Genomic DNA, 12,501 nt, shown 5'->3' with positions numbered 1-12,501 from the left:
ATAAAATAAATCATCATATTCATCAACAGGGGGTTTTTTCAATGAACGAGAAAATCGGGGGAAAATATCGGGGAACCAGTGTCAGAGCCGGCCTGATCTATGGGATGGCGGAATTCTTTGGGGGAGGTGCATTCGTCATCGTCAACACCTTCTTTCTGATTTTTCTGACCAAGGCTCTGGGGATTCCTGCGGCTCTGGCCGGGACGATTCCTATGGTCGGGAAGGTATGGGACGCAGTGACAGATCCTATGATGGGGAACATCACGGACCGGACGACATCGAAAATAGGGCCAAAGAGACTCTATATCCTGATCGGAGGAATTCTATCCGGGATCAGCTTTATTCTCCTGTGGACAACGATCCCAACCCAGAATACCGGCCTGCTCTTTATTTACTATGTGGTGATCTACTGCCTTTTTTCAACCGCCTTTACGGTGATCATGGTTCCCTATAACGGGCTTCTTCCGGACATGATCGACAGCTATTCTATCCGGTCCAAGTTCTCGAGTCTTCGGATGATCTGGTCTACCGTGGGTTCTATTGCAGCGGGTATGGTTCCTACGCTTGTCATTAAGGACACGCTCAACACAAGCCTCTATCTCAATGTGGCGATCCTGTTTGGCTTCTTATTCGCCCTGTCCGCCGTAATCACCTTCCTGGGAACCTGGGAGAGATTGAAGCCGCCGGTGAAAACCAGGCTCTCGGACAGCTTCTCTGAGGCCGCATCTGTCTTCAAGAGCAAGTCCTTTCGGATTTTCATCGGGATCTATCTGTCTGGCCAGTGCGCTATGGACTTCGTCTCCGGCATGGCCCTTTACTATGTGGATGAAGTCTTAAACGGCTACAGCAAGGGCTATATGACCAAGCTGATGGGAGTTCTTCTCCTGTCGCAACTGGTGGGCATGCTGCTCTTTGCGCCGATCATGCCGAAGATCTCCAAGCGGACAGCCCTTTTGATCGGGGCTCCGATCCGCCTGGCCTGCACCCTGGCGCTTGTCTTCTTCTCCTATGAGAACGCGCCGATTGTTCCGATCCTGCTTTTGGCTGCCGGAATCGGAATCGGAAATGCGGCTACTCTGACCAGTATTTTCGCAATTATGGCGGATATGGCTGACGTAGATGAATTGATTACTTCCATAAGCCGGCCGGGAATCGTCTCAGGGATGGCGACATTCGCAAGAAAGATCTCCGCCGGTCTGTCTGTCTGGCTGATTGGGATTCTGGTTTCTCTGGTGGGCTATGACGGGAGCATCGCCAAGTCCGGCATGCGCCAGGCCCTGTATACCCAGAGGGGGATTGCCGCCATCTTCATTGCTCTGCCTGCGATTCTGATCACCCTGCTTTTGGTCTGCGCCTATATCTTCCCGATCAGCAAGAGAGAATTTGCCCTTGTGAAAACAGAGATCGCCAGAAGAAGAGGCGAGGAAGAAGGCCTGACCAGTCAAGAGGATCGGGCTGTCTTAGAGCGGGTGACCGGTTTTGCATACGAGGAGCTGTGGAACAAGACGAATGCCTACCATGGCAGAAGCAAGTGAAGCGGAGGATCATTTCAATGTTGCATCAAAGGGATCAGAGAAAGACATTTGAGAGAAGTCGCCCCCTGGTCTGGGCACATCGGGGAGCCAGCGGCTATTGCCCCGAGAACACCCTGCCAGCCTTTGCCAAGGCGGCTGCCCTGGGCGCGGATGGGGTTGAACTGGATGTCCAGCTGACCAGGGACGGTGAACTTGTCGTCTGCCATGACGAGGAGGTGGATCGAACCTCCAACGGGAGCGGCTGGATCAAGGATATGACCTTAGAGGAGTTGCAGCGGCTCGATTTCTCCTGCGGACAGGAGGCCTATGCAGGGGTCGGTATCCCGACCATGCGCCAGGTCTTCGACCTGCTTGCGGACACGGATCTCTACATCAATATTGAGCTGAAGACAGGGATTGTCTTCTATCCGGAGATCGAGGAGAAGATCCTTCGGCTGACGGACGCCTGCGGCTTTGCCGACCGGGTGATCTACTCGTCTTTCAACCACTACACGATCCGCCACATGAGAGAACTGGCCCCTCATGCCAAGCTTGGCTTTCTCTATGCGGACGGGATTATCGATATGCCGGCCTATGCCCGGAAATACGGGGTGGACGCACTTCATCCGGCCCTCTACAATCTTCAATTCCCCGGATTTATGGAGGATTGCAGGAGGAGAGGTCTTGCGGTCAACGTCTGGACCGTCAATGAAGAGAAGTACATGAGGCTCTGCTGTCAGGCGGGCGTATCTGCGATCATCAGCAATTACCCCGACCGGGTGGCCGGGGTCATAGAAGAAATGGGATGAAGAGGGATCGATGAAGGAGCAAAAGAACAAGACCCGGCCCCTTGTGATAGGCCCGGAGGAGGTCTCTGATATAGAATTTCCCCCAGGCATCCGCCTGCTGGGAGAGGATGACTATGACGCCCATATGGAGGGCGAGAATCGGAACTGGAGAGACAGATATGTGAGGGGGGGAGACTTCAAGACCTTTGACGGCTTGACGCTTCGCTATTACATGGCCGGGCTCGACCAGGACCACAGGGCCAGGGCCTGTATCGTGATGATTCACGGTTACTGCGGTTTCTGGTGCAAGTTCCACGAGATGGCGGAGTATTACTGGAGAGAGGGTTACGATGTCTTCTTTCTGGAACACAGGGGCCACGGCTACTCTGCCAGACAAGTACAAGAAGATGACCTGGTTCATGTCAGGGATTATGAGGATTATGTGAAAGATCTGCGCGTCTTCATGGAGGAGATTGTAAAACCGCAGACCGAGGGACTCAAAAAAGTCCTCTTTGCCCATTCCATGGGCGGGGCGGTCGGGAGTCTCTATCTGGAGACCTATCCGGGAGATTTTGACGGGGCAATCCTGAGCTCCCCCATGCTGGCCGTCAGGACAAATGGCATCCCACCCTTTATCATTCCCCTGATGAGGGCGAAAATTGCGCTCCTGCGACAGGAGAAAGTCCCCTTTCATGGGGCCAGGCCCTGGACGGGGGAGCCGGCATTTGAGACCAGCAGCGCCATGTCTTTGAACCGCTATATGTATATCTTTAAAAAGAGGCAGGAAGACAGTCACTATCAGACCAATCGCATGTCGTCCGGCTGGGCTGCCGCCAGCTTCCGAGCCACAGCGAAAGTCCTGAAGGAGGCGGGGCGGATTCAGATCCCGATCCTCCTCTTCAGCGCCGGGAATGATGCGCTCGTTGACAACGAAGGACATGCCGTATTTGCGGATCGGACCGCGAATACGGAGTGGGTCTTCTATGAAGGCGCCAAACACGAACTCTTTAATGCCAGCGATCGGATACGGTGGAATTATTACGCGAGAATTTTTCGATTCCTAAAGGAGTTGACCGACTGACCCTGCAATGAAGCCGAGCGCTTATAGAACCCCGGGGCGGGCTGAGAGATCAGGCCTGTTCCGGGGATTTTCGATCTTCCATGGGGATGAAATCCCTGTGGGGCTGGACAGTCATGTAGGCCGGACGCATGATCTTGGAGTCGGAAGAGATCTCCTCCATCCGGTGAGCAGACCAGCCGGCGATACGGGCGATAGCGAAGATGGGGGTGTAGAGCTCGACGGGCAGGCCCAGCATCTGGTAGGCAAAGCCGGAGTAGAAATCGACATTGGGGGAGACGCCCTTGTAGATCTTGCGCTTGTCCGCAATGACTTCCGGGGCCAGGCGTGAGACCAGTTGATAGAGGGCATACTCCTTCTCGTAGCCCTTCTCCTGAGACAGGCTCTCGACAAAAGATCGGAAGGTGATGGCGCGGGGATCGGAGATGGAGTAGACCGCATGACCGAGCCCGTAAATGAGGCCGGCCCGGTCGAAGGCCTTCCCGTCGAGAAGGTCGCTCAGATAGGCTTTTACTTCCTCCTCGCTGGTCCAGTCCCGGAGCTTGTCCTTCATATCGGCAAACATCTGAACCACCTTGATGTTGGCGCCGCCGTGGCGGGGCCCCTTGAGAGACCCCAGGGCCGCCGCTATGGCGGAATAGGTGTCTGTGCCGGAGGAGGAGACCAGGTGGGTGGTGAAGGTGGAGTTGTTACCGCCGCCGTGCTCCGCGTGAAGGATCAGGCAGACGTCCAGGAGCTTGGCCTCCAGAGGGGTGAAGCGGGAGTCCGCCCGCAGGCAGTGGAGGATGTTCTCGGCTGTGGAGAGCCCGGGGTCGGGGTTGTGGAGGATCAGAGAGTTATTCTCGTAGTAGTGCCTGTAGACCTGATAGCCGTAGACGGAGAGGAGGGGGAAGTTGGCAATCAGCTGCAGGCATTGGCGGAGAACATTCTCAGGGGAAGTGTCGTCGGGGCGGCCGTCATAGGCATAGAGAGTCAGGACCGACCTGGCCAGTGTGTTCATCATGTCCCGGCTGGGTTTCTTCATAATGACATCTCTTGTGAAATTGGTGGGCAGACTGCGGTAGTCGGACAGAAGACGCTTGAAGGAGGCGAACTGATCCCGGGTCGGCAGATCTCCGAAGAGGAGGAGATAGGTGATCTCCTCAAAGCCGAAGTGGTTGTCGGCGGACTGGTTGCGGACGATCTCCTGGACATTGTAGCCGCGGTAGTAGAGTTCACCGTCACACGGGATAATGGCGTCTCCGACCTGCTTTATGGCATTGACCTCAGAAATATCCGTGATCCCGACCAGGACACCCCGCCCGTTGATGTCACGCAGACCCCGCTTGACATTGTAAGTGCTGTAGAGCTCCGGGTTGATATATGAGGCCTCTTGAGACAGTTTGGCCAGATCTCGGATCATGGGAGTGATTTCTGAATACTTACCGGAAGACATAGGCAAACCTCCTTGAAAATATGACTCTTATTCTATCATTTTCCGATATTTCAGACAATCAGACCGGACGCCGAAAGCATGTATACATAGGACCATGCCCTTGAAGGCGGCCGGGGGATGGAGTAGTATGGAGTTGACCTTAGTGTCCACAACTCGTATATTTTGAACCTACATTTACTTTAAACGGGACTCCTATATCAGCTGTCCGGCTGTCATGCCACCGATTGTCGTGGAAGGCAAAAAGCAGAGTGCGGTAACCCACCTAGCTGTGCGCTAGGAGTCAAAATTACGAGCGGATGCTGGGTCTTTTTGCTGTCATATCACACATCAATCATAAGAACAGAGACGGACGAGCATTGATCGGAGAGGGGATTCTTGCCATGGACCAAGCGAATACGAAGCGCGGGCAGATCTCCATCTCTGTCCGCGGCCTGGTGGAATTTCTGGGCAGGAGGGGAGATATTGGCGACCGGACGATCGGGAGAGATGCTCTTGGCGCCATGCAGGCGGGGAGCCGGATCCACCGGAAATTACAGAAGACGGCCGGCCACGACTATCATCCGGAGCTGCCCCTGGAGCTTGTGGTTGATATGGGAGACTACGATCTTGTCATTACAGGACGGGCTGACGGCGTGATCTACAAGGAGGGGGAGAGCGGCGGGCCCGACCCATCCTTCCCGGTCATAATCGATGAGATCAAGGGAATGTATCTGGACGTTCTGACCCTGGAGGAACCGGTCCCGGTGCACTTGGACCAGGCCAAGGCATACGCCTATATCTTCGCCCTGCAGAAGGGCCTGGACCAAATCCGGGTGCAGATGACCTATGTCAGCCTGGATACCGAGGAGGTCAGGCAGTTCTGCCTGGCCTTTGACTTTGCGGAGATTCAAAATTGGTTCTCAGGGGAGATAGAGGCCTACCGGCGCTGGTCGGACTTTCGCTTTCACTGGAAGAAGGTCTGTAAAGAGAGCATCCGCAAGATGGACTTTCCCTATGAATATCGGCCGGGGCAGAAGAAACTGGCCGCAGATGTCTACCGGAGCATCCACCGTAGGAAAATACTCTATATTCAGGCTCCGACAGGTGTTGGCAAGACCCTGTCCACCATCTTTCCGGCCCTGAAGGCCATGGGAGAGGGAGAAGTGGACCGGATCTTCTATCTGACGGCCAAGTCCATGACCAGAAGAGTGGCAAGAGAGACCATTCAGCTTCTGGCAGACCGGGGCTACCGGGGCAAGACCACGGAGATCATGGCCAGGGAGAAACTCTGCCTGCTCGAGCACCGGTCCTGTAACCCCAAGGACTGTCCCTATGCAAGGGGGCATTATGACAGGATCAACGATGTCCTCTATGAGGGCCTGACCTCCCGGGACCTCTTTGACAGGGACAGCCTGGTCTCTCTTGCCGAAGACCGGCAGGTCTGCCCCTATGCGCTCTGCCTGGATCTCGCATCCTTCAGCGACAACATTCTCTGCGACTACAACTATGTCTTTGACCCCAATGTCTGCCTGTCCTCTCTCCTTCGTCAGGGAGAGAAGAGGGAGGACCTCTTTCTGGTCGATGAGGCACACAATCTGGTAGACCGAGCCAGGCAGATGTACTCGGAAGTCCTCTACAAGAATGATTTTCTGGATCTGCGGCGTGCCTTTCGCGGAAGGAAGAGGAAACTGGTCCTGGGGGCAGGCCGGTGCAGCCGCTTCTTCACGGACCGGGCCCGGGAGCAGGAGGGCGATCAGATCCTGGAGCAGGTGGATCCTTTTGTCTTTTCCCTCATGAATGTCGCCGCAGAGATCTCCTCCTATCTGGAGGAGGGGCTTCCTGTGGAAGAGCACGAGCAGGTCCTTGATATCTACTTTCGAATCCGCTATTTTCTGTCGATTACGGATTGGCTGGACGACCACTATGTGATCTCTCTGGAGTCCCATGGGAGGAATGCCGCCATCCATCTCTACTGCATCGACCCCTCATTTCTTCTGAGTGAGCGGATTGCACGGGCCAGGTCTTGTGTCTTCTTCTCGGCGACCCTGCTTCCCATCCGCTACTACAAGAAGCTCCTGTCGACAGACAGGGAGGCCTATGCCATCTATGCGGAATCGGTCTTCTCAGAGGACCGGCGCGGTCTTTTTATTGCCTCGGATATCTCAAGCCGCTATAAGGAGCGGGGGCCGGTCACCTATCAGCGCTATGCGGCCTATATTCGCAAGATCAGCTTAGCAAGAGGGGGCAATTATATCGTTTTCTTCCCGTCCTATCAGTTCCTCCGGGATGTCCTGCAGGAGTTCACGCCGATACAGCCGGAAGACTGCAGGCTGATCGTCCAGGAGCGGAAGATGTCCGAGCTGGACATGGAACACTTCCTTGATCGCTTTCGAGAGAGGGAGCCGGGGAGCCTCCTGGCCTTCTGCGTTACGGGAGGGATCTTCTCCGAGGGCATCGACCTGACCGGTGAGTCCCTGATCGGGGCGATCATTGTGGGAGTTCCCCTGCCTCAGGTCAACCGCTATACGACAATTCTGAAGAATTACTTTGACCGGAGGACTTCCGCTTTCGGGGAGGGGGAGGGCTATGATTATGCTTACCTGTATCCGGGGATGAGCAAGGTCCTGCAGGCGGCAGGTCGCGTAATCCGAACCGAGTCCGACCGGGGACTGATCGCTCTTTTGGACGATCGGTTCTTGCGGGAAGACTATATGGCCTGCTTTCCCAGAGAGTGGAGGAAGTATCAGAGGATCCGTCTGAATCATGTCGAGGATCGGCTCGGGGACTTCTGGAAGGCGCTGGACCCGTGACGGGATTCGACTGGACGCTAGTTAAGATGCGGGAGGAGGTCAACAAAGGCCCTTGCGGCCGGCGTGAGAGGAAGAGAGGGCATGGTGGCCACAACCAGCTGGCGGTCGGGGATCCGGTCCGTGAGATGGATGACAACCAGGTTCTTGCTCTCCTTTCGAACGCAAAAGTCGGGGACGAAGGCGATGCCAAGACCGATTTTGGCAAGATCAATCAGGAGGTCGTTAGAGGTCAGGCGAATGGTCGGAAGAAACTCCATCTGCTGCCGGAGGAAGAGCTTGTGCAGGAACTCCGAGGTGGTGGAGTGCTTCTCTAAGGTCATGAGGGGGAAGCGGCTTAGCTCCCGCATAGTCATGGGCCGGGACAGGTCAAAGCAATTGGGGTTTCCGCAGAAGACATCCTTGAACCTGGCCACGGTGTGAGAGATGGTCGCTCCGGATAAGCGCATATTGGGGTGATTGCAGACGATCAGGTCGACCTTGCCCTGTTCCAAGAGGTCGGCGCAGGCGATGGATGTGGCATTGGTGACCCGGATATTGATGTCGGGGAATTTCTGGTGAAATTTCTTGAAATAGGGGATCAGGAAGTAGCGACAAATGGTGTCGGATGCTGCGATATGCAGCTGGCCGGATGCGGTGATGGCGTCGTCCTGGAGCTGGTCTTCTCCCCGCATAATCAGGTTGACGGCCGGCTCCACATGCTTGAAGAGGATTTCTCCGGCAGGGGTCAGGGCGACTTTCTTGGTGGACCGGATGAAGAGCTGCCGGTCAAGTTTCTTCTCCAGGGTCTTGATGGACTGAGAGACCGCTGACTGGGAGATGAAGAGCTGCTTGGAGGTCACAGAGAAAGAGAGGTTCTTGGCAACATAGTAGAAGACACGGTACAACTCGTAATTGACATCCATGATCGACTCCGATTCTATAAGTGCGATTTAAAAATAGGACAAACCTATTATACAGCCTAATGACTTGAATTAGAAAGTATAATGTTCGGCCAAAAAGGCCCTATGCTATAATTTCAATAGTTTTTTGCGGGCACTTTATCCGCAAAAGAGCCTGTGTCGGTTGAATCGGAGGGAGATTCATGAGCGCTGTCAGACGATTGTATGTTGAGAAGAAACGCAGCTATGCCGTAGCGGCCAGGGAACTGGAAAAGGAGATTCGAAGCTACCTGGGAATCAAAAGCGTGACCGGGGTCCGGATCCTGATTCGCTATGATGCGGAAAATGTCTCGGACGAGGTCTATGCCCAAGCTGTTGAGACGGTCTTCTCCGAGCCCCCGGTTGACGAGGTCTATGCGGAGGATTTTGACCACAGGGGCTTGAGATTCTCCGTGGAATATCTGCCGGGCCAGTTCGATCAGAGGGCGGACTCCGCAAAACAGTGTCTCAAGCTATTGAATAAGGATGAGGATCCGATGATCCGTACGGCGACCACCTATGTTATCGAGGGCCAGGTATCGGATGAGGAATTGGCCGCCATCAAGAAGCACTGCATCAATCCGGTTGACTCGAGAGAGTGCGGCGACCTGAAGCCGGAATCCCTGGATGTCAGATATCCGGAGCCCGCCGACGTCATGGTGTTCGATGGATTCCGAGAGATGGCGGAGGCTCCCCTGAGAAGGCTCTATGAGTCCCTGCATCTGGCCATGACATTTGAGGATTTCCTGTGGATACAGGCATATTTCGCCGGGGAAGAGGACCGGGATCCGACCATGACCGAGATCCGCGTTCTGGACACCTACTGGTCCGATCACTGCAGGCACACGACCTTCTCCACGGAACTGACCGGGGTCGAGATTCCGGATGGCTTCTATGCAGACCCCATCAAGAGGGCATTTGCCGAATACAAGGACAACTACAGGATCCTCTACAAGGATCGGGAGGACAAGTTTGTCTGCCTCATGGATATCGCTCTTGCGGCCGCCAAGATCTTGAAGAAGGAAGGAAAGCTGACCGACCAGGAGGAGTCCGACGAGATCAATGCCTGCTCCATCGTCGTCCCCATTGAGGTGGACGGCAGAACCGAGGACTGGCTGATCAACTTCAAGAATGAGACCCACAACCACCCCACAGAGATCGAGCCCTTCGGCGGCGCTGCCACCTGCCTGGGAGGCGCCATCCGTGATCCCCTGTCCGGCCGCACCTATGTCTATCAGGCCATGCGGGTGACAGGAGCTGCGGATCCTCGGGCCTCTGTCAAGGAGACTCTTCCGGGAAAGCTGCCCCAGAAGAAAATCGTAAGAGAGGCGGCCCAGGGCTATTCTTCCTACGGAAACCAGATCGGACTTGCCACCGGTTATGTCAAGGAAATCTACCATCCGGGTTACGTGGCCAAGCGCATGGAGATTGGCGCCGTCATGGGAGCTGCCCCCCGCCGGGCCGTCCGGCGCTTAAATTCCGATCCGGGAGACCGGATCATCCTCCTGGGCGGCCGGACCGGCCGCGACGGGATCGGGGGCGCTACCGGCTCATCCAAGGCGCACAATACGGAGTCCACACACCTGTGCGGAGCCGAGGTTCAGAAGGGCAATGCGCCCACAGAGCGCAAGCTCCAGCGCCTCTTTCGCAGGGAAGAGGTCTCCTATATCATCAAGAAATGCAATGACTTCGGCGCCGGCGGCGTCTCTGTCGCCATCGGAGAGCTTGCGGCCGGCCTTGATATCAACCTGGACCTGGTTCCCAAGAAATACGCCGGATTGGACGGGACGGAGCTTGCCATCTCCGAGTCTCAGGAGCGGATGGCAGTTGTCGTTGATCCAGAGAATGTCGATCGCTTCTTAGCCTATGCGGGCGAGGAGAATCTGGAGGCGGTTGAGGTCGCGACTGTCACGGAATCGCCGCGCCTGGTACTTCGGTGGAGGGGGAAGAAGATCGTGGACCTGTCCCGCGCCTTCTTAGATACCAACGGAGCCCACCAGGAGACCGAAGTTCATGTCGTTTTGCCCGAGGAGAGAGACAACTACACCAGGAAGATCTCCCTTCCCGCCGTGGAGGAGGCGCTTGTGTCCGGGGACCGGAGGAAGGCCTGGCTTGCCCTGCTCTCTGACCTCAATGTCGCCTCACAAAAGGGGCTGGTGGAGAGATTTGACAGCTCCATCGGAGCAGGATCCGTCTATATGCCCTTCGGAGGTAAATATCAGCTGACAGAGACCCAGTCCATGGTCGCCAAGGTCCCTGTGGCCGGCAAGAAATGCCGGGCAGTGACCATGATGGCCTATGGATTTGACCCCTATTTGTCCGATTGGTCCCCCTATCACGGAGCCAACTACGCGGTCCTGGAGTCAGTCGCCCGTATTGTGGCCGCCGGAGGAGACTATCGCGGGATTCACTTTAGCTTTCAGGAGTATTTCGGAAGGATGTCAGCGGATCCCAGGCGCTGGAGCCAGCCCTTTACGGCCCTGCTCGGGGCCTATCATGCCCAGCTTCGCCTGGGCCTTGCATCCATCGGGGGCAAGGACTCCATGTCCGGGACCTTTAATGAGATCGATGTCCCGCCCACGCTGGTCTCCTTCGCCGTCGATCTGGCGGAAGTCCCGGACCTGATCACACCTGAGTTCAAGAGGGCCGGAAACAGGATTGTCCTCCTCTCGGCGGCAAGAGACAGGTATGATCTGCCGGACTATGCGCAGATTATGCGCCTCTATCAGGCTTTCTCAGAGGCAGTCCGGGCAGGAATGATAGAGTCTGCCTATGCTTTGGACGCGCACGGGCCGGCAGCCGCGCTCTCCAAAATGGCCTTCGGAAACAAGATGGGATTCGTTCTGGACGAGGATGTGAGATTCGAGGATCTCTTCGCATTTTCAACCGGAAGTCTTGTGGCTGAGATCGATTCGGCCCGGGAAGATCAATTCGACCGGATTCTGTCTGAGAGGGGGCTTGCCGATTCGGTCCGCAGGCTGGGCCGGCTGACCGCTGACGGCAGGTTCAGCTGCGCGGGTATGGACCTGTCCGTCGATGAGGCAATCGACAGCTGGACCGGACCTCTGGAGAAGGTGTTCCCCACCAGGGCCGATCACAGGACCGACCGGATAGAGACCCCGATCTACCAAGCCAAGAAGATCTATGTCAATCAGAATAAGCTGGCAAGACCGACTGTCTTCATTCCGGTCTTCCCCGGGACCAACTGCGAGTATGATTCGGCAGAGGCCTTTGAGAGAGCCGGAGCCAAGACGATCGTTCAGGTCTTTCGGAATCGAAATGCCAATGACATCTGGGAGTCAGTCGAGGCCTTCTCCAAATCTATTGACAAGTCCCAGATTGTCATGTTCCCGGGGGGCTTTTCCGCGGGAGATGAGCCGGAGGGATCCGCGAAATTCTTCGCGACTGCCTTCCGCAACGAGAAGATGAAAGAGGCGGTCGAGAAGCTCCTGTCACAGAGAGACGGCCTGGTTCTCGGGATCTGCAACGGCTTCCAGGCCCTGATTAAGCTGGGACTGGTTCCCTACGGACAGATTCAGGCCCAGACGGCGGATTCTCCGACCCTGACTTATAATACGGTCGGCCGGCATATTTCCAAAGTGGCCTACATCAAGCTCGTCTCCAACAAGAGTCCCTGGATGCAGGAGGCTCAATTGGGCCGGGTATACGCCAATCCGGCCTCGCACGGAGAGGGACGCTTCGTCGCTTCCGGTGACTGGATTGACAAGCTCTTTGCCAACGGACAGGTCGTGACCCAGTACTCGGACATGGACGGCAATATCACCATGGACGAGGAGTACAACATCAACGGCTCTTATATGGCGATTGAGGGGATCTGCTCTCCCGACGGAAGAGTTCTGGGCAAGATGTGTCATTCCGAGCGCCGGGGCGACGGGGTCTCCATCAATATCTATGGAGAGCAGGATATGCGCATCTTCGAGAGCGGAATAAACTATTTTCATTGAATATCCAGTGTGATA

General features: G+C 55.8%; 7 protein-coding genes. 5 read left to right on the top strand and 2 right to left on the bottom strand.

Annotated elements, in window-relative coordinates:
- Window positions 1-41 precede the first annotated feature (41 nt).
- From ACO5R6_RS05380 to ACO5R6_RS05370, 3 genes are read left to right on the top strand one after another with little or no spacing between them, the layout of a single operon-like run.
- On the top strand, window positions 42-1,535 hold the full coding sequence (locus tag ACO5R6_RS05380) for an MFS transporter (protein ID WP_485626164.1): 1,494 nt from the start codon (window positions 42-44) through the stop codon (window positions 1,533-1,535).
- A 17-nt stretch (window positions 1,536-1,552) separates the two neighbouring features.
- The gene (locus tag ACO5R6_RS05375) at window positions 1,553-2,323 is read left to right on the top strand and encodes a glycerophosphodiester phosphodiesterase (RefSeq protein WP_485626163.1); all 771 of its coding nucleotides are present in this window, start codon (window positions 1,553-1,555) and stop codon (window positions 2,321-2,323) included.
- Between the two features lie 10 nt (window positions 2,324-2,333).
- The gene (locus ACO5R6_RS05370; protein ID WP_485626162.1) at window positions 2,334-3,383 is read left to right on the top strand and encodes an alpha/beta fold hydrolase; all 1,050 of its coding nucleotides are present in this window, start codon (window positions 2,334-2,336) and stop codon (window positions 3,381-3,383) included.
- Between the two features lie 49 nt (window positions 3,384-3,432).
- Here ACO5R6_RS05370 and ACO5R6_RS05365 read toward each other — a convergent pair whose 3' ends face one another.
- On the bottom strand, window positions 3,433-4,815 hold the full coding sequence (locus ACO5R6_RS05365) for a citrate/2-methylcitrate synthase (RefSeq protein ID WP_485626161.1): 1,383 nt from the start codon (window positions 4,813-4,815) through the stop codon (window positions 3,433-3,435).
- A 380-nt stretch (window positions 4,816-5,195) separates the two neighbouring features.
- On the opposite strand from ACO5R6_RS05365, the gene ACO5R6_RS05360 reads away from it, so the two are divergent.
- Complete coding sequence (locus tag ACO5R6_RS05360; RefSeq protein ID WP_485626160.1) at window positions 5,196-7,604, top strand: ATP-dependent DNA helicase; 2,409 nt, start codon at window positions 5,196-5,198, stop codon at window positions 7,602-7,604.
- A gap of 17 nt (window positions 7,605-7,621) precedes the next feature.
- Here ACO5R6_RS05360 and ACO5R6_RS05355 read toward each other — a convergent pair whose 3' ends face one another.
- Window positions 7,622-8,506 (bottom strand): LysR family transcriptional regulator, encoded by an 885-nt coding sequence (locus tag ACO5R6_RS05355; RefSeq protein WP_485626159.1) that lies wholly within the window; start codon window positions 8,504-8,506, stop codon window positions 7,622-7,624.
- Between the two features lie 179 nt (window positions 8,507-8,685).
- Here ACO5R6_RS05355 and ACO5R6_RS05350 point away from each other — a divergent pair, with 179 nt between their 5' ends.
- Complete coding sequence (locus ACO5R6_RS05350) at window positions 8,686-12,486, top strand: phosphoribosylformylglycinamidine synthase (protein ID WP_485626158.1); 3,801 nt, start codon at window positions 8,686-8,688, stop codon at window positions 12,484-12,486.
- Window positions 12,487-12,501 lie beyond the last annotated feature (15 nt).

Source organism: Shuttleworthella sp. (assembly GCF_057251025.1).
Note: the sequence above shows the minus strand (reverse complement) of the source record. Positions and strands in the feature narration are given on the sequence as shown.

What these genes read in the sequence shown, in the direction of transcription:
- ACO5R6_RS05380 (WP_485626164.1), top strand. Translation starts at nt 42, where the DNA reads ATGAACGAGAAAATCGGGGGAAAATATCGGGGAACCAGTGTCAGAGCC.
- ACO5R6_RS05375 (WP_485626163.1), top strand. Translation starts at nt 1,553, where the DNA reads ATGTTGCATCAAAGGGATCAGAGAAAGACATTTGAGAGAAGTCGCCCC.
- ACO5R6_RS05370 (WP_485626162.1), top strand. Translation starts at nt 2,334, where the DNA reads ATGAAGGAGCAAAAGAACAAGACCCGGCCCCTTGTGATAGGCCCGGAG.
- ACO5R6_RS05365 (WP_485626161.1), bottom strand. Translation starts at nt 4,815, where the DNA reads ATGTCTTCCGGTAAGTATTCAGAAATCACTCCCATGATCCGAGATCTG.
- ACO5R6_RS05360 (WP_485626160.1), top strand. Translation starts at nt 5,196, where the DNA reads ATGGACCAAGCGAATACGAAGCGCGGGCAGATCTCCATCTCTGTCCGC.
- ACO5R6_RS05355 (WP_485626159.1), bottom strand. Translation starts at nt 8,506, where the DNA reads ATGGATGTCAATTACGAGTTGTACCGTGTCTTCTACTATGTTGCCAAG.
- ACO5R6_RS05350 (WP_485626158.1), top strand. Translation starts at nt 8,686, where the DNA reads ATGAGCGCTGTCAGACGATTGTATGTTGAGAAGAAACGCAGCTATGCC.